The following is a 19087-nucleotide window of genomic DNA, read 5'->3' as shown; positions in this document are numbered from 1 at the left end:
CCATGCCCCTGCTCGACTTGGCAGGCCAGGTACAACAACTGCGCACGTTGGCGCGCGACTTCGAGGCCCTGCACGCTCGCGTACGGGACCTCTCCTACACCCCCGGCACCGACGCACTGCACAAGATCAGCCCGCTCCTGCTCAAGGCCCAGGACCTGACGGCCACCGTCCTCATGCACCTGGGCACGCTCGAATCCAGCGCCTACAGCAGTGTCGCCGGGAGCCGCTCCAGCCTGGAGTGCCTGGCCTCGGTCGCAGTCGCCTCCACGCTGGCCGGCAACGGCCTCGCCAGCGCGCTGCTCGCCAACCCCTACGACGGTGCGCCGTTCCCCGGCTATCCCGCGGACGACGCCGCAACGCACACCGCTCGCCACACCACGGCCGTCCCGGAGATGACCGAACACCTCGCCGACGCCGCCCACCAGCTCGACCTGAGCGCGACCGGATGCCACTACGTCGCCACCGGCATCACCCAAGACCGTGACGCCGCACGCGAGGAAACGGTCTCCGCCCAGGCGGCTGCCGTCCCCGCGCTAACCCGCACCCAGTACGACGCTCTCAAGGCCCTCGCCCTCGGCGGCGGACATCTGTATGAGAGTGCGCAGCGGGGGCCGGGCGCGACCCGTGTGGCCACCGGGGACGGGACCCGTATCTCGATGGCCACCTTCCGGGCCCTGAACAAGCGCGGGCTCGTCGGCCGGGACATGAGCACCCGCCTGTCACGCGGGCAGAAGATCACCGTCACCAGGCTAGGACACCAGGCTTTGGCCAGGCCGCGGCCCGCAGCCACGACGGCTCAGCCCGCACGGGCCGCCGCGCCTCCCACAATGCAGGGAGCACGCCGGTGACGCGCTTCGCGCCCCACGCCCGCGTCCTGGTCTCTCCGCGCCATCTCGCGGGCGCCGGGATCGACCGGCTCGCCGACGCGATCGGCCCGCTGATCCACCTTTTCGGCTGGCCGCACGAAATCGACCGTGCAACCGGCCGCATCACCGTCAACACCCTCGACAGCAGCCTGTTCGTGACCTTCAGCTCTCGCCACACGCAGGGGCAGTGGTGGTCGGTCGCGCACCATGATCCGTTCTGGGAGGCCCGGTTCACGCGGCAGACCCCGATCGAGGCCATCGCTGCCGTAACCCAGGCGCTGCCCCAGCTGGTCGGCGACTTCCGCCACGCCGACCGGATCCCGCTCACGACCAGCACGCTCGCCGAGATCGCCGAACTGAACCACTGGCGCCATGAAGGCAGCGGCACCTTCACCTCGCCCGACGGTCATTGCCGCCTGAAGCACGCCCCGGCAAAGGAGACCCCGTGGCGCTTCCGACACCACGTGTACGACGGCTTCGGCACCCACTGGGACGCCTCCTTCACCCAGGACACCCCGGAACGGCTGGTCGCCCAGTTCTTCGCCCATCTCTCGACGACTGCCCCGGTCGAGCGCGCCTTCCGCGATGTCCCCCACCTCGTGCAGGACTTGGACTCCGCGGTCATCACGCCCGTCCGCGGAGCCGTCGTGAACCCGCACGTGCACCATGCCGCCGCCCAGCTCGACCGTGCCGTGCCCCGTCGCTGAACGGAACCCTCAGCCCCCGATGAACAACCCGACCGTCCCGGCCGAGCACCTCCTCGCTCTCGCCGCGGACTTCACCCGGCACAACGACGCTTTGGCCGAGATCCGGCTGACCGCCGCCGGCGCCGCCACCGCCTTCAACCACCAGACCGCCCTCACCCAGAACCTGAGCGACTCGGCGCTGCACATCGTGGACGTCCTCAACGCGCAGCCGATGTACCACAGTCCCGCGATCCACACCGTGTACGCGCGGGTCAAGCAGCTCGCCCATCTGACCGTCACCGCGGCCGACCTTCTCCTGGATGCCGCGGACATCCTCGATGTCACCCGCGCCGGGATCCCCGTCAACGACGACGGTCTCCTCCTGACCTCCCAGCAAGCCCTGGACGAGGCCCGCAGCCGCCTCACCCTCGTACGGGACCTGACCGCCCTGGGCGCCACGGACGCGCTGGCCACCGCCGAGCTGTTCGTCACCGAACGGCGCCGCCGGGGCGCCCGCCCGCTGCACCAGCCGCCCGCACTGTCCACCACCCAGGGCTCCGCCCTGCGCGCCATCGCGCTCGGCGAGGTGACGATCAGCGACGACAGGCCGATCATCCGCAGCGACGGCGTCCGCGTCTCCATCAGCACCATCCGCTCCCTGGAATCCCGGGGCCTGGTGACCCGCGAGCCATACCCGCGGCGGCACCACGACGAGCGGGTCTACCTCACCGCCGACGGATCCCGCGGCCTGACTGCCACCTTCGGCCTTCCCCGGCCCCTCGTGCCCGCCGCCGCCCGGCCCGCGAGCCGCCCGACCGTGACCGCAGCACGCGCAGCAACCCGTTGATCCACCTACCCCTCCCGCGTCGCGTACCTCCGCCGCCGCCCGCCCGCGGTCCCCGCCAATCCGTTCCGGCACGCAGTTCCCGAGGCGTCTCCCGCCGACGGCCTGCACTGACCGACTACCGAATCCCCTTGGACCGCCGTGTCACTTGTGGACATCCCCGATGTGTTCATCGGGTCCACCGACGACGGGCACACCTTCGTCGTCCTCAACCGCCGCCTCCGCGAAGCCGACCGGCTGCTGACCGACGCCGGCTTCCTCGCCCGCGAGCACCTCGGCCGCAAGCTCTACCTGCTGCCGCCTGGCAGCGCTCAGGACGCGCACGAGCGCGCCGGAGTCGCGGTGTACGGGCTCCTGGCCCACACCCACGACCTCATCGACCGCGAATCCATCCTCACCGGCGCAGCCGCCGACGGCGAACAGCCCTGGAAGTACTACGACCTGGGAGACGGCTCCTGCAGCTACGACTTCTTCGCCAAGTGCCCCCACCGGCTGGCCTGCGCACGCTGCCCGTTCTACGTCCCCAAAGAGTCCACCCGCGGCCGGCTCCTCGAAGTCAAGAACGGTATCGAGCAGATGCTCGAACAGCTCGACCTGACCGACGATGAACGCCAAGCCCTCGAAGGCGACCGCGACGCCGTCACGGCCCTCACGCAACGGCTCGCCGACATTCCAACCCCGGCTGGCCCCACGCCCACGGAACTGGGGACCGACGCCGCTTTCATCCCGCTCACCCAGCTCCTGGGCACTGCCGGCCGACGCATGAGCTCTGGCGTGGTGGCCACAGAAGTACCAAAAGACAGGCGCGGGACGATGGAGAGAAAGCAATCCAACGGATAACGCCGCCCAGCCGAAAGCGCAGCTAGCGGTGCATTACTTCCTGCCCAGCCGAACCGTGGCGGAGATCCCGGATCAGCACATGTCCGGAGCCGGTAGGCGCTGAGCAGTGCGGGCCATGCAGGTCAAGGTTCTTGAGATCCGTGGGGAGGACAAAGTCCGGACCGACATGCGTCGGGTCGAAGACGAAGGCCACCTTCGTGCCGCTGCCTTTCGGCGAATCGAATTCCCTGGGACCAGAGAGTGGGCGAATACCGACGAGGTCCTGGCCAAAGCCACGTCCTGCAGACCACATCTCGATCGTGACCCGTTCAGACAGCGCCGCCGCGGCCGCCAACAACCACCACTCAGAACCCAGGAGAGAGTCGAAGTAACCCAGGGCGGGGACATCCGAGCCGTCCCAAGCATGAGGCTGGTCCATGACGATGGTGAAGCTGAGATCACCAGTGATCACAACGACAGCGCGCAGAGTGTGCTCCGCAGCAACCCTTGTTGCCGGATGAAGCGCGTGGCGTGCCACGGCGCACAGCACGTGGACCGACAGCCTCGAATCTCCCCGCCCGACCCCGAAGTACGTGCCCATCCGCCTGCGCACTGCGGCGTCGAACTCCAAAACCTCGATGTCAGCCACGTCGTATGAGTGCTCCGTCACGACCACACGCTACCGACCCGGCTGCCTGAACTGAAGGCGCACGAGACGTCCCTTGCCTACACCTGAGGCGCGTCCCTCCTGCTGCTCTCATCGCCCATCACCAAGGTCCATCGCCCCCCCCAATCGAAAGGTCACAGCCCTGTCTCAATTCTCAATAGCTTGCCCGTTCCACGGAAATGCCCAGTGGCGGCATATCAGGGACACCTCTCCGTCCGAATGGGCGGACGTCGTCGAATTCGACGAAGCGATCCGGCAGGGCAATGCCCGCGCCAACGCGTCGGGCAGCCGCCTCCTGGGCGAGGCGTTCCTTCACCGCTCCCGCGTCCCGCTGAGCCAGGCACCGATCGACCACGTCACCGCGGCCGAGCGAGCAGCCCAGCAGATCAGCATGGACGAGGCCGACCTCCTGGAGAACGGCGTCGAGGACGGCTGCTCACCCTGGGCCTGCCGGGGCGAGGCCGACGCACTGACGCAGGACGGCTTCGGGCTGGCCACGTGATACTCGACCTCTTCGCGGGGCCGGGCGGCTGGAGCCGAGCACTGCACGTCCTGGGCACGCGCGACATCGGACTGGAATGGGACCCATGGGCGTGCAAGACCCGTTCCGCGGCGGAGCAGTTGACGATCCGCACCGACGTGGCCCGGTATCCGACCGGACCGTTCGTCGGCCGCACCCACGCGGTGATCGCGTCCCCGCCATGCCAGGCATGGAGCATGGCCGGCAAACGCCTCGGCCTGCTCGACCAGCCGCTGGTGCACGCGGCGGTCGAGGGCCTGGCCGCCGGCCGTGACACCCGCGAGCGCCTCCTCGCCGCGTGCCGTGACGAGCGCTCTCTGCTCGCCGCCGAACCGATGCGCTACCTGCACGCCCTGAACACGGTGGGCGAGCCCGACTGGGTCGCGATGGAGGAGGTCCCGGACGTCCTGCCCTTGTGGAAGCAGTACGCGGCCGTGCTGCGCGGATGGGGGTTCTCCGTCTGGTGCGGGATCCTCAACGCCGCCGACTTCGGCGTCCCGCAGACCAGGAAACGGGCCATCCTCCTGGCCTCCCGGGTCCGTACAGCGCAGCCGCCCACACCCACGCACTCCCAACTCACCGAGCCGGAATCGCTGTTCGGTCCGGGCCGCGCCCGTTGGGTCAGCATGGCCCAGGCCCTGGGGTGGGGGGCGACCGACCGGCCCGTCCCCACCGTGTGCGCGGGCGGCGGACCCGAACCCTTCCCGTCGGGCTCGCGCAAGACGCTGTCCGACGCCCGGAAGCGCGGCACGTGGACACCCCGGCCGGACGGGACAGTCCCGCAATCCCGCCGTGATGGCGCCGGCCGGGAGGCCAGGCACAGCACACAGGAGACTGGTGCCGCCGGCGCTGAGGCGGCGATGTTCACCGCCGAGGCCCATCGCTGGTCGTGGTCCCTGCGCAGCAACAGCCAGGCCAACGCCACCGTCCGGCGACTGTCCGAGCCGGCGGGAACGCTGTTCTTCGGGCACCGGGCGAACGAGTGCACCTGGGTCGCCGAACCCGCCTCACCGCCAGCCGAGGACACGGACCCGTCGGCGGTGCCGGAGCCGATCCGGATCACCGCTCAGGAGGCCGGCCTCCCGCAGACCTTCCCCGCCGACTATCCCTGGGCCGGGAACAAGGGCCAGCAGTTCTCGCAGATCGGCAACGCCGTCCCGCCGCTGCTCGCCGGCCATCTCCTCGCCCCGCACCTCGGCGTCCGCCTCGACCCCGACGACTTCGGCCTCGCCGCCTGATGCCCCACACCCCCGAACCCGACGACGACCACGACCACGACCTCTACGCCAGCGCGCTGCCGCAGCCGGTGTTCCACGTCGAGCAGGCCCTCCTCGGAGCCCTCCTCCTCGATCCCCGCCTCCTCGGTGACCTGACCGGCATCACCGCCGACTCGTTCTCCACCGCAGCGCACATGGCCGTGTTCGCCGCGATCAGCACCCTGCCGCCGCCCGACCCGGCCGAGCATGCGAAGAACGCCACCTGGCTCGACCTCGTGCTCACCACGGCACGCCAGCAGGCGCGCGGGCTGACCGCCTCCGACCTTCACGCCCTCGTCCAGGTCTGCCCCTGGCCCCGCCACGCCCCGGCGTACGCGCGGATGGTCGAGGCCGAACACGCCCGCCGCCGCCTTGAGACAGCTGCGGAACGCCTCGTGCACACCGTCCACGACGCCTCCCTCCCCCACCCCGTCCAGACGGTGCTCACCGAGGCCGACGCGCTCGCCACGGTCGTGGACGACATCGCAGCCCGCTTCCCACCACGCGCAGGCGTCCTGCCCCGCACCGCGACTCCGCCGCCACCCGCGGCACCCGACTACATCGAAGCCGTCGAGGAGGAGCGGCTGCTGCTCGCGACGGCCACCGCCTACCCCGCCGGCATCGAAGCCGTCCCGTGGCTGCTCCCCGGCGACCTCGTCGAGCCGCTGCACGCCGGCCTGTGGCAGTGCCTGACCGCCCTGACCCGCCGCCAAGAGCCCGTCGACCCCGTCACCGTCCTGTGGGAAGCCCAGCAGCGCGGCCTCCTCGACGACGGAAGCGACCCCGGCGAGGTACTGCGGATGCTGGCCGAACCGGCGGGATCCGTAGAGCACTGGGGCGAACGCGCCCTGCAGCGTTCCCTCCTGACCACCGCCGAGCACACCGGCCGGCGCATCACCGCGTACGCCGGCGACCCGGCGAACACCCCCTTCCAGCTCGTCGTCGGCGCCCGACGCGCCCTCGCCGACATCAGCGCCGTCCGCACCCGCTGGCAGCACGCCACCACAACGGCCCCACCGCCACGACCGCGACCGGCGCCCACCACCCGCGCCGGCCCACCCACCACCACGACCGCGCACACCGCCCGCCCCGTGCGAGCAGCCCGATAGCCCCCGCATACGCCGGTGGCCGGAAACCGGTTGAAGGTGCCGCGAGCTGCTCCGGACGCGGGCAGCGATGGCCCGCGGATCTACCGGGTCGAGCTGGAGAAGTACAAGCGGGACGCCGGCCGGTACTTCAAGACCCGCAATCTCACCGACGACGGGTCCGTTTCCCCCGGGCGGCTCATCATCGCGTGGGGAGAGCTGATCACACGCCTGATGCGATGTCCGCCTCGCTTGTGGGCGCGGGTTGGTGAGGTGCTGTGGTGCGGGTGACGCGGATCGCGCCGAGGGAGGCCAGCGGTGCGAGAGCGAGGGTGACCATCACGGTGCCGACGAGGGCCGGTCCGGTCAGGCCCCGGGAGGACTCCAGGGCGCTGCCTGCGATCCAGGTGCCGAGAGCGATGCCGACGTTGAAGGAGGAGACGGCCAGTGCGGCGGCAAGGGTCGGGGCGTCGCCCGCGAACCGCACGGCGAGCGAGGTGACGACCGGGGGTACGGCCATGCCGGCCATCCCCAGCAGGACCACCAGCACGATGGTCGGCACGGCGTGGGCGGACAGCGGGATCAGCAGCAGAAGGATCAGTGCGGCGCCGATCGCGGCGCCGGTGACGGTGGCCAGCGGCTTGCGGTCGCCCAGGCATCCGCCGAGGTTGGTGCCGGCCAGCGCGCCGAGGCCGTAGCCGATCAGGACCAGCGGTACCCAGCCGGCCGAGATGCCCGTCCGCTCGGTGAGCAGCGGGGTGATGTAGCTGAAGGCGGCCATGGCGCCGCCGGTGATCAGGGCGGTGGCGCTCATCGACAGCCAGAGCCTGCCCTGGCGCAGTGCGGCGAACTCGGAGCGGACCGAGGCCGTGGCACGCGTGGTGTCGGCGGGCACGAACCGGCTGATCAGCAGGGAGACGACCGCGGCCAAGGCGGCTAGGGCCCAGAAGGTGCCGCGCCAGCCGACGGCCTGTCCGGCCCAGGTGCCCACGGGCACGCCGATCACGGTGGCCAGGGCGGAACCGCTGATCATGATGCCCAGGGCGCGGGACCTCGCGGCGGGTCCCGCGGCGGCGGTGGCCACGATCGAGGCGACGGCCCAGAACGTGCCGGTCGCCAGCGCGCTGAGCACGCGGGCCGCGAACACGACGGTGAAGGAGGAGCTGAGCGCGGCGATCACGTGTCCGGCGGCGAAGACGGCCAAGGCCAGGACCAGGGTGGAGCGGCGGGGCAGGCGCAGCGTGGCCAGGCCCATGACGGGTGCGCCGACGATCATGCCGATGGCGAACGCGGTGATCAGTAGTCCGGCCCGGGCGACGCCGACCTTCAGGTCGGCGGCCAGCTCGGGCAGGACGCCGGCGATGACGAATTCGGTGGTTCCCATCAGGAACGCACCGATGCCCAGGAGATAGACGACGAACGGCAGCGCGCCGGACTTGTCTTTCGGAGCAGACATGGGGAAGTGACAACCTCTTGCCTCGGGGACGGCCGCGGACTTGCGGCACTGACCATGCAACCCCGGTCCGCAGTGACGTGGGAGTCAGCGTCTATGGGGGTACTGGCAGGGACCCCCACTCGGATGTGCGCAGCTTAGGGGCGCTGCCTGGTGTGCCGGGCGGCGGCCAGGAGGGACGGCGGGGTCAGCTGTCGGTGTCGACGGAGGCCGGTTCCGCTGTGGTGGCGGCCCAGGAGGCCAGCAGTTTCAGACCGTCCTCGGCCGTGCTTGCGGGCACCGCGCTGTAGACGGCCACGGCGATCTGCTCGTCGGCGGCCAGGAACAGGGTCTCGTGGTCGAGATCGAGGCGGCCCACGGCGGGATGCCGGAAGCGTTTCGTGCCGTCCCGGAAGACGTGCACGTCGTGGGCGCCCCACAGCATGCGGAAGGCGTCGCTGCGGGTGGAGAGCTCACCGATCAGGTTCGACAGTTCCCGGTCGTAGGGGTCCTTGGCCGCGGCGACCCGCAGTGCGCCGACGGCGGTCTGGGCGATCTGCTCCCAGTCGACGTAGAACTGCCGGGCTGCGGGACTGAGGAAGCAGAACCGGGCCGTGTTGCCCCCGCAGGCCGCATCCTCGTACACCGGCGCGTACAAGGCCCGCCCGAGCGGGTTCGCCAGCAGGATGTCGAAGCGGTGGTTCGTCACGAACGCCGGCAGCGTCGCCATCGCCTCCAGCATCCGCTCCACCCCCGCCCGCACGGCGGGACGCACAGGGGCGGCGCTTCGCCGGGCACGGGCAGGTCCGGTGTTCGCGGCGCGGGCCAGGTCGTGCAGGTGTGACCGCTCCGTGCCGTTGAGGCGCAGCGCCGTGCCGAGCGCGTCCAGAACGGCCTCCGACACGCCGCTGAGGCTGCCGCGCTCCATCCGCGTGTAGTACTCGATGCTCACCCCGGCGAGCATCGCGACCTCGCTGCGGCGCAGCCCCGCCACCCGGCGGCTGCCGTACATGGGCAGACCCGCCTGCTGCGGGGTGATCTTGGCGCGGCGGCTGGAGAGGAACGCCCGGACCTCGCTTCGGTTGTCCATGCGTTCGAGGCTACGGCGTTCCGCGCATAGGAGGGGGACCCTGTCAGTACTCCCCTGCACGGGCCCGCCGCGCTCCTGTGAGCTGCTGTTTTCCGGCATCGGGACAGCAGGTTGCCTGACGGCTCGGCGGGGTGTGCTGCCGGTGTCCGCCTCGTCAGGAGTGCTGCTTGCTGGTGTGGGGCGCGGGGATCTCGCGTTCGCCGTGGTCGAGGGTGGCGTACCAGGCGGCGAGGAGGGTGAGGGCGTCCTGGGCGGGGGTGCCGGTCTCGGCGCTCAGGGCGGTGAGGGTCAGGCCGGGGTCGGTGGGGATGGGCAGGGCCTCGAAGGAGAGGGTGAGGTTGCCGACGGCGGGGTGGCGGAAGCGCTTGAGACCGCTGTGGTGCAGGCGCACGTCGTGCGCGGCCCACAGGGTGCGGAAGTCGGCGCTGCGAGTGGACAGCTCGCCGATCAGGTCGCTCAGTTCACGGCTGTACGGGTCGCGGCCGGCTTCGGTGCGCAGGAGGGCCGCGGCGGTGGCGCGCTGGGTCTGCACCTCGGGCATGTAGTCGGCGGCGCGGGGATTGAGGAACTGGAAGCGGGCGAGGTTGACCGGACGGGCCGGGTCCTGGAACACGGGCCAGTAAAGCGCCTTGCCCAGCGGGTTGGTGGCGAGGATGTCGAGGCGGCCGTTGCGGATGAAGGCGGGCGCGCCGGTCATCGCGTCGAGCAGCTGCTGCAGAGCGGGCCGCACGGGCTGGGCAGCGCGGCGCCGGACCGGAGGCCGGGTGGTGCCCGCGGTGCGGGCGAGGTCCATCAGGTGGGCGCGTTCGGACTCGTCGAGCTGGAGGGCGCGGGTGAGGGAGTCCAGGACGGCCTCGGAGGTGCCGGAGAGGCTGCCGCGCTCCATGCGGGCGTAGTACTCGGCGCTCACCCCGGCGAGCATCGCGACCTCCTCGCGGCGCAGCCCCTTGACCCGGCGGTGGCCGTGGGCGGGCAGGCCGGCCTGCTGCGGGGTGATCCTGGCGCGGCGGCTGGTGGGGAACTCGCGGACCTCGCTTCGGTTGTCCATGCCGTCGAGGCTACGACGATCGGCGAGCGTGAGAGGTGCCCTGCCGGTACACGTATCAACGGGTCCTTCCGCACACCTGTGACCTGACGTTTCCTCGATACCAGGCCAACAGATGGCCTCCCTCCCCTCGGCGGCATCGCACGGGAGCGGGAGGTAAACGCCAGCCGATGCCCGCCATGTGTTATCGCGGGCATCCCTCGGAAAGGAGTCGGTGATGGCGCAGGACAAGCCGCACGAGGGGCCACGTCAGCAGTTCGGGGACCTCGCCCCGGCACTGGCCGGGTACAGCGAGGACGTGCTGTTCGGGCAGGTATGGGAGAACCCGGACCTGTCGCCGCGCGAGCGCAGCCTGGTCACCGTGGCCAGCCTGATCACCAGCGGCAGCACCGAGCAGCTCGCCTTCCACCTGAGCCGGGCCCGCGAGAACGGGGTCAGCGACCAGGAGCTGATCGAGACGATCACCCACCTGGCCTTCTACGCCGGATGGCCCAAGGCCATGTCGGCGCTCACCGTCGCCAGGACCGTCCTCACCAGCCCCTGACCCGCCCATCCCCGTCCCGGCGACGCCCTCACGACCCGCTCTCCGCACCAGCAGCACGCGAAGGACTACTGATCATGGAAATTGTGCAGCCCCCGGCGACCATCAAGTTGCCGGCGCAGATGTTCACCGGGGACGCCTGGGCGGATGTGGTCTACCGCGGCGAGGACCCCTCCCGCGCGCGGGCGGACATGGTCCGCTTCGCCCCCGGTGCCCGCACCGCCTGGCATTCCCACGGCCTGGGCCAGACCCTCTACATCGTCGAGGGCATCGCCCTGATCCAGAGCCGCGGCGGCGACGTCCTCGAAGCCCGCCCCGGTGACGTGATCTGGACCCCGCCGGGCGAGGAGCACTGGCACGGCGCCGCCCCGGACCGGTTCATGGCCCACATCGCCCTGTGGGAGGGCGACGAGGTCGACTGGCTGGAGCACGTCAGCGACGCCGAGTACGCCGGCCGCCGCCGCTCCTGAACCCACACCCCACCGAACAGCAATCCGCACCGCAGCCTCGCATGCCCCCGGACCAGGAACGGCAGCTGCCGGCCGGACACCACAACGATTGGACCCCCTCCCCGTGAACCCGCAGTACACCTTCGAAGGCCAGGTCGCCCTGGTCACCGGTGCCGCCTCCGGCATGGGCCTGGCAGCCGCCCGCCTGTTCGCCCGGGCCGGCGCGGCCGTCGTCCTGGCCGACGTCGACAAGGACGCGGTCGAGACGGCCGCCCAGGAACTCACCGATGCCGGCCACCAGGCCCTCGGCGTCGTGTGCGACGTCACCGACGAGGACCAGGCCGCCGCCATGGTCGCCCAGACGGTGGCCGCCTACGGCCGTCTCGACATGGCGTTCAACAACGCCGGCATCCAGGTCCCGCCCTCCGACGCCGCCGACGAGACGGCCGAGGACTTCGACCGCGTCAACGCCGTCAACCTGCGCGGCGTCTGGTCCGCCCAGAAGCACGAGCTGCGCCAGATGCGCACCCAGGGCTCCGGGGCCATCGTCAACAACTCCTCCCTCGGCGGCCTGGTCGGCCTGCCCGAGCGCGCCGCCTACCACGCCTCCAAGCACGGAGTGATCGGCCTGACCAGGAGCGCCGCCGTCGAATACGCCCCCCGCGGCATCCGCATCAACGCCGTCTGTCCTGGCGTGATCGAGACCCCGATGGTCGCCGACATGCTCGAAGGCCAGGCCGAAGCCATGGCCGAGATCATGAAGCAGCAGCCCATCGGCCGCCTCGGCACCGCCGACGAAGTCGCCGCCGCAGCCGTCTGGCTGTGCAGCCCCGCCGCCAGCTTCATCGTCGGCGCCGCCCTGCCCGTCGACGGCGGCTACACCACCCGCTAGCAGACGCCCCCGCCCCAGACCCCCGGGACGGTACGGGCGCCCCCATGCTGCCCCTCCCCGGACCCCCTTTCACCACGGAGTTTCCCCTTCCGCCATGATCACCTGGAACCAAGCGCAGCTGCACGCCTTCGCCGCCGCCGACGACCTGCACATCTCGCCACTGCGCGAGGACGGCCGCACCTACGGCACCCCGACCTGGATCTGGTCCGTCGCCGTGGGCGGCGAACTCTACGTCCGCCCCTACAACGGCCCCGCTTCCCGCTGGTACCAGGCAGCGACGACGCAGAAGGCCGGCCGCATCCGCATCACCGGCGCAGAGCACGAGGTGACCTTCGCACCGGCCGACGACAGCGTCCTCAACGCAGTCGACGACGCCTACCGCACCAAGTACGCGCCCAGCCCCTACGTGGAGGCGATGCTGCGCAGCGGGCCCCGGTCGACGACCGTCCGCATCCGCCCCGCCGGCTGACACGGCCGGCCGCCCCGACGACAGGGACACGGCAGCCCTCCCGCGCCACCGCAGCCTTCTCGCAACCATGGACGACTCACTGGGAGCACCACTATGGAGTACATCCGTCTCGGCACCACCGGCCTGAAGGTAAGCCGGCTCGCTCTGGGCTGCATGAGCTACGGCGACCCCGCCGTACCAGGCGCCCATCCCTGGGCACTGACCGAGGACAAGGCCCTCCCGTTCTTCCGGCAGGCCCTCGAACTGGGCATCACCTTCTGGGACACCGCCAACGTCTACCAGGCCGGCACCTCCGAGGAGATCACCGGCCGCGCCATCACCCGATACGCCCGGCGCGATGACATCGTCCTGGCCACCAAAGTCCGCGGCAAGATGCACAACGGCCCCGGCGGCGAGGGCCTGTCCCGCAAGGCGATCCTCGAACAGGTCGACGCGTCCCTCAGCCGGCTGGGCACCGACTACATCGACCTCTACCAGATCCACCGCTTCGACGACGACACCCCGGTCGAGGAGACGATGGAAGCACTGCATGACGTCGTCAAGGCCGGGAAAGTCCGCTACATCGGCGCCTCCTCGATGTACGCCTGGCAGTTCGCCAAACTCCAGCACGCCGCAGACCTCGGCGGATGGACCCGCTTCGTGACCATGCAGAACCAGTACAACCTGCTGCGCCGCCAGGACGAACCAGAACTCATGGCCATGTGCGCCGACATGGGCGTCGGACTCGTGCCGTACTCGCCGAACGGCAAGGGCCGCCTCGCCCGCCCCACCGGGGAACAGAGCAGCCGCTCCACCACCGACCACGTCGTGCAGTCCTTCGACAGCCCCCACGACGAGCCGGTCATCAACGCCGTGCAGCAACTCTCACAAGCCCGCGGCCTCACCATGGCCCAGATCGCCCTCACCTGGGTCCTGCGCAACCCGCTCGTCTCCGCGCCCATCATCGGCGCAACCAAGCCCCACCACCTCCAGCAGGCCGCCGAAGCCCTCGACCTCCGGCTGTCGGACGACGAAGCGGCCACGCTGGAAGCGCCCTACGTCAACGCCGGACCCTCCTGGTTCTGAACATCTACATCTCCACCAGACCAGGGAAGCTGCCGTAACAGACCGAATCAGGCGCTGTTGGAGGTCGGCCAGGCGGTAAAGCCGAAGAGAGGGTCAGATTCAACACGCAGGACTTGACAGGGAACGGGCCTGGTCGGAAGACACCACACACGCCATCCACGAGTCCCAGACCCTGCGCATCGAACGCGTCCACGAAGCAGACCCCCGCGAGGCCGCCTGGACCGTAGCCGCCTACGAGACGCCCGTCTCCGACCGGATGTGGCACCTCACCGCCACCGGCACCACCCCCGCGCCAGTACTGGAGACCCTGCTGCACCACCTCGGCGCAGGCGACGCGTGGGACACCGCCATCGGAAGCCCCGTCACCGAGAAGACCGTCACCGCCGCCACCCAACCCCCACCAACGCCAGCTGGAAGCACAGCGTCGACGGACGCTGGATCCAGTGGACGAGCCTCTCCCGGAAGGCCGGAATCCGGTTCGACGCGTTCACCGCCCACCAGCCGAACAACAACCTCACCACCTGGACCCTCTGGTCCGGCCCCAGCACCGACCACCGCACCTGGACCGTCACGGCATCCCCGTACACCCCCAGCTCACTGCTCGCCGACCTCTCTGAAACCCTCGCCCACGACACAGGCACCCGCCACGCCCAGCCCGCACGCCGCACACGAAAGACCAGCCTCACCACCAGCCCGCCGACCACCGCGCCCGTCACGGCCGGTGCAGCCAGTAGAGCGGCCAGCCGTTCACGCTGACCGACGACGTACGAGAGCGGGGCAACATAGCGCGGGATCGCCGGTTGGCCAAACCGGCGATCCCGCGCACCATAGACAGACCACCGCACGCCCTGCACGCCCGTCGAAAGGCCCCCGCCCACGACCGCAGACACAGCACGAAGCGCGGCCCGCCAAGTTCCAGGCGGCGGCATGGGTTCACGCCGCCGCGTAACTCGCCCGGAACAGGTCCTGCGCCCGATCCACGTCTCTCGGCGTACGGAGCTGGACCTCCAGGTCGCCCGTCCCGTGGTGACCGAGCCCGGACACGTCCCGGGTGAAGCCCGGCACCAGGTCGACCTCCTTCGGGTCAACCTTCAGATAGACCAACAACTTGCTGCGCTGCGGCGGGCGCAGGCAGGCGAAGTTCCGCAGCCGCTGATACGCCCGATACTGCTTACGCTCGACACGGTTCACGCCGTCCCCAAGCCCGAGCAGAACCTCGTCGACCGCGCCCGCCAACTCCACCATCGACACGCCCTCGACGTTGGCCGCCGCCTTGGCAACCGCCTGGCGCCGCGCCCGAAGGCCCACCGGGTTGGCACCTCTCACGGAGGCCACGGTCTCAAGGCCGAACAGGTCGCTACCGAAGAGCCGGTAGCGGACCAGGTTGATCGACCGCCGGTACTCCCGCACGGCATGCACGTCGTAGCGGGTGAAGTCGCCGGCGATGCAGACCAGGCGCGGGCCGCTCCACAACACCTGGTCCGCGGCCGTCACCCCGAGCCGGTCGCGGACCAGGTGCTCGAACTCGGCGCGGTGGTCCATCAACCAGGCCAGATAGGATAGACCCTGATTGATCACACCAACATCTGTGTCACGCTTGTACTCGACGATGACCGGAGAGCCGTTCTCATCCAGCCCGAGCGAGTCGATCCGGCCCCTGTGCACCGATCCGGTGCTGTACTCGCTCGCCAGGAACCGGACGCCCAGCAGCGTCTCCATGTGCGCCTCGACAAGACCCTGCACATCGGCCTCGACCTCAGCAAGACGCGGCATGACCTCGGTCATGCCGCTATTCGTCGTGTCCGTACAGAAAAGCTTCAGGCCCGACACCTTCCCCTCCTCAGCTCGGACATCACCAACGCCGAGAAGGTGCGTAATTGTTTCCGCGAGAGGCTTCGCGGGCGTGAAGATAGTGTGAGACTCCACGTACGCCCCGACCTTCAAATCTGCGGCGACGGAGTGAGCCACCGCGTTTGGCCCGCCAAGAGTTGTCAGAGCTACACGCGACCGACAAGAGCGCCAGGAACGCAACCCTGGAACTCCTCAAGGCTCAGCACACTTGAGATTCCAGTAAACTCTTCAAAAGCCCCTGTCCCACGGGAAGACGGCTCTGCGCTCGCTTTAGCACGGCGCCCAACATGGACTCGATGCTCCAGTGGGTCTCGGGGATCGCATTGAGTGCGAGGTCGAGCGTTGCAGCGACGTCCTCACTTTCAAGGGCTTGCAGAAGGCGGTCAACACGACCATCGCCCAGAACCATTGGCACGGCGGTACAGGGTTCTGGCCCGGTGAGGATGAACTGCGAGCCGGCCAGAGCGGCCAAGCCCATGCGAAGTTTTTCCGCGTCGAGTGCATCCAGTCCGGGCACGTCGACGTGCGCTTCAAGGTGGGCGGCAAGATCGATTCCGCCGTGCTGCCAGCGAGACTTTCCTGCCCGAACAGCCTCCCAAGCTGCCAGGGCCCGCTCCTCTTCCTTGCTAAGCGCCAGCCTCTGACGCGCGATGCGAATGCTGGTGAGGCGGCCATTGTGCTGGGTGACACGGGCCATCGCGTCCAAAACGAGTGCGGAAGCTGCGCGCCGCCGGGGACCTGCGGTCTGGGCCGCGGCCAAACATTCAAAGACATTCTTGCGGTACGACGTGTCGGCGACTCTCAGAACGCCTTCCGCCAGTCGGCGAAGATCGATGATCGGAGGACGGTCGAGAGCGCTGAGAAGGCAGGTCACGAGGCCTCGTTCGAAACTAGGGCGGTCGACGGCCAGGTTGTCCTCCAGAATGTCCACCGCGAGAGAGGGCGCCGTTGGGTAGCGGGCTTTGAGCCGCCGTGGCTCGGTGTCGAGTTGCCGAAGCAAGTCGAGGATGAGGCGTTCGAAGCGGTCCGATCGCAGTAGCAGGGCACCGACAGCCAGCAGCCACGTGTTGCGCCAATGTGGGTGATGGGCGATGAGGCGCAGCCGAGCAATAACCTGAGTGTCGTCGCCCTCGATGATCGCTTGGGCGGCCATCAACTCTTGCAGCGTGCGGATATCGAAACCGACGCCGGTGTCGCGGGGGACGAGCAGCACGAGGCGCGTCGTTGCTGCTTTAAGGACGGCAGTGGCCGTTTGTCTCGCGTCATCGTCGCTGAAGCCACGGGCCAAGAGCCGCGTGAAGGCGAGATTCTGCAGCGCTGGGAGGCTCATGTGCGCGTCCGCCCCATCAGCAGTCTCGGAATCCGTCTGCAGGATGAGGCCGACCTGTTCGTGAAGCCGATCGATCTGGCCTCGATGTCGGGCCAGGAACCGGGCCTCCGGGATGTCCTTGGCGATCTCCCGGTCCGACACTGTTCGGTAGTAAAGGCTGAAGAGCGTGAACCGGTCGGGCGGCAGGGTCGGATACTTCTCCACGATCAAGGACATGATGGTGACCTGAAGCGGTGTCTCCATCAGTCTGACGGTGACCGGATCTTGCGCGGCGTCACGCATGCGGTCTGTGACCTTCGTGCGCATGTCCTCGTCTTCGGGAAACCTCTTTTCGATAATCATCTCTGCGAACGCTGCGGCCCGGTGGGGAGGAATCCTCAGCAATTGCAGATGTCGGTAGTGACTCTCCGGAAACCGCTCGTCGTAGCCAGTGGGGCGGGTGGTAACAACGATGAGAAGATCCGCGTCGAGATCCTCCGCGTCTGTGAGGAGATCGTCGACCCTCTCGTAGATGGTTCGTCGAACTTCAGGGTCCGGGACCTCGTCCAGACCGTCCAAAACCAAGACCCATGGCCACACCCGAAGCCACTCACGCAGTTGCGACGGCTGGATGGCTACCTCCGCACGCTTGGACATCTGCTGGGCAATCCACCGCAGCAAGCTGGTGTCCTTACTGGAAGCAAGCTCTTCGGCATATTTCGCCAGATCGATTCGTGCCGGCCAACGGCGGTTGGCCGGCACAGTCAGGCGGAGCCGCTCCAGAGCCTCGCGCGTCCCATTGACAATTTCCTGGGCTGATGGACCGAGGTTAGCCCCCTCAAGCATGGCTACCCGATACGCCTGGGCGACGAGTTGGCTGAGTGTCGACTTGCCTTGCCCGGGACCGCCGACCAGCACCAGATGCGGCCGCTTGATACAACCAGGCTGCCGGGGCCGCAACACCGTGTCGCCGACCTCCAGCACGTGTCCAACCGCCTGGACTTCGTCCTGCGATGCGTCGGGCATCGCCGGCAGATCAATGGCGATGTCGTCGAGCCATAACTTTGCATCGCCCGACCCACCAGCTTGTCCAAGGCGAATCCAGCGATCAGCCTTCAGACTACGCAACAGTTCCTGCCGCAACGGGTCTTTGACGTCCAAGTTGCCGAGGCTCACCACATCATGGCCAAGCCTAGACATGACGTCACCGGCTGTCAGCAACCCTGGGTATGCCCAGCGGACCTCTTGGTTGGCATCCAACATCGTCCGGAGCTGATCAGCGTGCCAAATCTTGAAGGCCTGGACCCTGAGCCCATACAGCCGGCCACCCGATTCATCCAACTTCTTGCGAATGAACGCGTTCAGGGTGTCGATGCCGCCGACTTTCGCGACCGGTGTCAAGTCAATGTTCGTGATGAAGATCAAGTAGTCGGGGAGGCGATCCCTGGTTCTGTTCTGTGCGGCTCGAACCCAATTGACGATCTCAGCGCTGATCTCGTTCTGTAGCCACACCGCATTTTCGTGCGGATGCGGCTTGGGCTTCACCTGGAACTTGGCCTGCAGGACGGTGTAGCCGGTCCATACGTCGCGCACGTCATCGGACGAAGTCGCTGTGGCAGACCAGCGGATCGTCCCATCGAACGTCGCCTCACGTCCGCCGTCCCTGCCATCCCCGAATACCTCGACGCCGGGACCAAGCTCCCGACGGGCGAGAGCCACCACGAGTTGCTCGAACGCACGCGAGCCAAGACGATTCAGGTCATAGTCAGGCACAGGGTTATCCTGCCAGAGGCAGTACCCTTGGTCAGGGCATCTCTAGACTTCGCCTCCCCTGACCCGGCGCCAGCCACCATGATTGCCTGGCAGCTGGCGCACATCATCGTCTCGTGCCTGGACTATCGGGTCGGATGGTACTTCGAGGGCCAGGACCTTGACTCCGAGACCTTCGCCTACGTGGGGGCCACTGACGACTCGCTGAAACAGCTCGATGTGATACATGAGAGATGGAACACGGGGTCCGCGAGCTCTCGGACACCGACCTGGAGAATCCGCCCACGGTGGGTCCCGAGCGGTTTCCCATGGAGAACGGGGTCCTGCACGTCCTCAGGCCACCGGTCCCGGACCTGTGATCGATCAATTCGCCCGGCTAGATCGCTACACCTAGACGCGCGTCCGCGTACAGGTGTACGCGGCGGCGCAGC

General features: G+C 68.9%; 18 protein-coding genes and 2 pseudogenes. 14 read left to right on the top strand and 6 right to left on the bottom strand.

Annotated features, from left to right (window positions below; genetic code table 11):
* Positions 1 to 2: 2 nt before the first annotated feature.
* The 4 genes from AB0D74_RS23420 to AB0D74_RS23405 all read left to right on the top strand — a co-directional run bounded on the left by AB0D74_RS23420 (position 3) and on the right by AB0D74_RS23405 (position 3236).
* Positions 3 to 848: a hypothetical protein gene (locus tag AB0D74_RS23420; protein WP_362590142.1), complete on the top strand. Its 846-nt coding sequence runs from the start codon at positions 3 to 5 to the stop codon at positions 846 to 848.
* Positions 845 to 1573, top strand: a complete 729-nt coding sequence (locus AB0D74_RS23415) for a DUF317 domain-containing protein (protein WP_362590139.1) — start codon at positions 845 to 847, stop codon at positions 1571 to 1573. Before AB0D74_RS23420 ends, AB0D74_RS23415 begins: the two co-directional genes overlap by 4 nt.
* 19 nt (positions 1574 to 1592) lie before the next feature.
* Entirely contained in the window at positions 1593 to 2399 is an 807-nt protein-coding gene (locus tag AB0D74_RS23410) for a hypothetical protein (protein WP_362590136.1), read from the top strand.
* Between the two features lie 147 nt (positions 2400 to 2546).
* Entirely contained in the window at positions 2547 to 3236 is a 690-nt protein-coding gene (locus tag AB0D74_RS23405) for a hypothetical protein (protein ID WP_362590133.1), read from the top strand.
* 22 nt (positions 3237 to 3258) lie between these two features.
* On the opposite strand, the gene AB0D74_RS23400 is transcribed toward AB0D74_RS23405, so the two are convergent.
* The gene (locus AB0D74_RS23400) at positions 3259 to 3864 is read right to left on the bottom strand and encodes a hypothetical protein (protein WP_362590130.1); all 606 of its coding nucleotides are present in this window, start codon (positions 3862 to 3864) and stop codon (positions 3259 to 3261) included.
* A 516-nt stretch (positions 3865 to 4380) separates the two neighbouring features.
* Between AB0D74_RS23400 and AB0D74_RS23395 the strand changes: the two genes are divergently transcribed.
* Positions 4381 to 5640, top strand: coding sequence for a DNA cytosine methyltransferase (locus tag AB0D74_RS23395; RefSeq protein ID WP_362590127.1), 1260 nt, complete (start codon positions 4381 to 4383; stop codon positions 5638 to 5640).
* Positions 5640 to 6767: a DnaB-like helicase N-terminal domain-containing protein gene (locus AB0D74_RS23390; RefSeq protein ID WP_362590124.1), complete on the top strand. Its 1128-nt coding sequence runs from the start codon at positions 5640 to 5642 to the stop codon at positions 6765 to 6767. The genes AB0D74_RS23395 and AB0D74_RS23390 overlap by 1 nt, the downstream gene beginning before the upstream one ends.
* Positions 6768 to 6966: 199 nt before the next feature.
* Here the strand turns inward: AB0D74_RS23390 and AB0D74_RS23385 are convergent, their stop codons facing one another.
* From AB0D74_RS23385 to AB0D74_RS23375, 3 genes are all read right to left on the bottom strand, one after another.
* The gene (locus AB0D74_RS23385; RefSeq protein WP_362590121.1) at positions 6967 to 8199 is read right to left on the bottom strand and encodes an MFS transporter; all 1233 of its coding nucleotides are present in this window, start codon (positions 8197 to 8199) and stop codon (positions 6967 to 6969) included.
* 184 nt (positions 8200 to 8383) lie between these two features.
* Complete coding sequence (locus AB0D74_RS23380; protein ID WP_362590118.1) at positions 8384 to 9265, bottom strand: helix-turn-helix transcriptional regulator; 882 nt, start codon at positions 9263 to 9265, stop codon at positions 8384 to 8386.
* Positions 9266 to 9419: 154 nt separating this feature from the next.
* Positions 9420 to 10313 carry a helix-turn-helix transcriptional regulator gene (locus AB0D74_RS23375; protein WP_362590115.1) on the bottom strand — a complete coding sequence of 298 codons (894 nt, stop codon included), beginning with the start codon at positions 10311 to 10313 and terminating at the stop codon, positions 9420 to 9422.
* Between the two features lie 214 nt (positions 10314 to 10527).
* Here AB0D74_RS23375 and AB0D74_RS23370 point away from each other — a divergent pair, with 214 nt between their 5' ends.
* The 7 genes and pseudogenes from AB0D74_RS23370 (at position 10528) to AB0D74_RS23340 (ending at position 14482) form a co-directional block, all read left to right on the top strand.
* Positions 10528 to 10854 carry a carboxymuconolactone decarboxylase family protein gene (locus AB0D74_RS23370; protein WP_362590113.1) on the top strand — a complete coding sequence of 109 codons (327 nt, stop codon included), beginning with the start codon at positions 10528 to 10530 and terminating at the stop codon, positions 10852 to 10854.
* Between the two features lie 74 nt (positions 10855 to 10928).
* Positions 10929 to 11321 carry a cupin domain-containing protein gene (locus tag AB0D74_RS23365; protein WP_362590110.1) on the top strand — a complete coding sequence of 131 codons (393 nt, stop codon included), beginning with the start codon at positions 10929 to 10931 and terminating at the stop codon, positions 11319 to 11321.
* A 103-nt stretch (positions 11322 to 11424) separates the two neighbouring features.
* Positions 11425 to 12192, top strand: coding sequence for a glucose 1-dehydrogenase (locus tag AB0D74_RS23360; protein ID WP_362590108.1), 768 nt, complete (start codon positions 11425 to 11427; stop codon positions 12190 to 12192).
* 94 nt (positions 12193 to 12286) lie between these two features.
* Positions 12287 to 12661, top strand: a complete 375-nt coding sequence (locus AB0D74_RS23355) for a DUF2255 family protein (protein WP_362590105.1) — start codon at positions 12287 to 12289, stop codon at positions 12659 to 12661.
* A 93-nt stretch (positions 12662 to 12754) separates the two neighbouring features.
* Positions 12755 to 13726, top strand: a complete 972-nt coding sequence (locus AB0D74_RS23350; RefSeq protein ID WP_362590102.1) for an aldo/keto reductase — start codon at positions 12755 to 12757, stop codon at positions 13724 to 13726.
* Between the two features lie 97 nt (positions 13727 to 13823).
* Positions 13824 to 13994, top strand: a pseudogene (locus AB0D74_RS23345) (hypothetical protein); the annotation flags it as partial.
* Between the two features lie 68 nt (positions 13995 to 14062).
* Positions 14063 to 14482 carry a DUF317 domain-containing protein gene (locus AB0D74_RS23340; protein ID WP_362590099.1) on the top strand — a complete coding sequence of 140 codons (420 nt, stop codon included), beginning with the start codon at positions 14063 to 14065 and terminating at the stop codon, positions 14480 to 14482.
* Between the two features lie 177 nt (positions 14483 to 14659).
* Here AB0D74_RS23340 and AB0D74_RS23335 read toward each other — a convergent pair whose 3' ends face one another.
* Positions 14660 to 15556, bottom strand: coding sequence for an endonuclease NucS domain-containing protein (locus tag AB0D74_RS23335; RefSeq protein WP_362590096.1), 897 nt, complete (start codon positions 15554 to 15556; stop codon positions 14660 to 14662).
* Between the two features lie 220 nt (positions 15557 to 15776).
* On the bottom strand, positions 15777 to 18659 hold the full coding sequence (locus AB0D74_RS23330; protein WP_362590093.1) for a hypothetical protein: 2883 nt from the start codon (positions 18657 to 18659) through the stop codon (positions 15777 to 15779).
* A gap of 39 nt (positions 18660 to 18698) precedes the next feature.
* On the opposite strand from AB0D74_RS23330, the pseudogene AB0D74_RS23325 reads away from it, so the two are divergent.
* Positions 18699 to 19015, top strand: a pseudogene (locus AB0D74_RS23325) (DinB family protein); the annotation flags it as partial.
* Positions 19016 to 19087 lie beyond the last annotated feature (72 nt).

The organism is Streptomyces sp. NPDC048278, from assembly GCF_040652195.1.
Classification (GTDB): domain Bacteria; phylum Actinomycetota; class Actinomycetes; order Streptomycetales; family Streptomycetaceae; genus Streptomyces.
Note: the sequence above shows the minus strand (reverse complement) of the source record. Positions and strands in the feature narration are given on the sequence as shown.

Coding starts and splice junctions, on each gene's coding strand:
- AB0D74_RS23390 (WP_362590124.1), top strand. CDS start 5,640: ATGCCCCACACCCCCGAACCCGACGACGACCACGACCACGACCTCTAC.
- AB0D74_RS23380 (WP_362590118.1), bottom strand. CDS start 9,265: ATGGACAACCGAAGCGAGGTCCGGGCGTTCCTCTCCAGCCGCCGCGCC.
- AB0D74_RS23375 (WP_362590115.1), bottom strand. CDS start 10,313: ATGGACAACCGAAGCGAGGTCCGCGAGTTCCCCACCAGCCGCCGCGCC.
- AB0D74_RS23420 (WP_362590142.1), top strand. CDS start 3: ATGCCCCTGCTCGACTTGGCAGGCCAGGTACAACAACTGCGCACGTTG.
- AB0D74_RS23365 (WP_362590110.1), top strand. CDS start 10,929: ATGGAAATTGTGCAGCCCCCGGCGACCATCAAGTTGCCGGCGCAGATG.
- AB0D74_RS23350 (WP_362590102.1), top strand. CDS start 12,755: ATGGAGTACATCCGTCTCGGCACCACCGGCCTGAAGGTAAGCCGGCTC.
- AB0D74_RS23370 (WP_362590113.1), top strand. CDS start 10,528: ATGGCGCAGGACAAGCCGCACGAGGGGCCACGTCAGCAGTTCGGGGAC.
- AB0D74_RS23355 (WP_362590105.1), top strand. CDS start 12,287: ATGATCACCTGGAACCAAGCGCAGCTGCACGCCTTCGCCGCCGCCGAC.
- AB0D74_RS23410 (WP_362590136.1), top strand. CDS start 1,593: ATGAACAACCCGACCGTCCCGGCCGAGCACCTCCTCGCTCTCGCCGCG.
- AB0D74_RS23385 (WP_362590121.1), bottom strand. CDS start 8,199: ATGTCTGCTCCGAAAGACAAGTCCGGCGCGCTGCCGTTCGTCGTCTAT.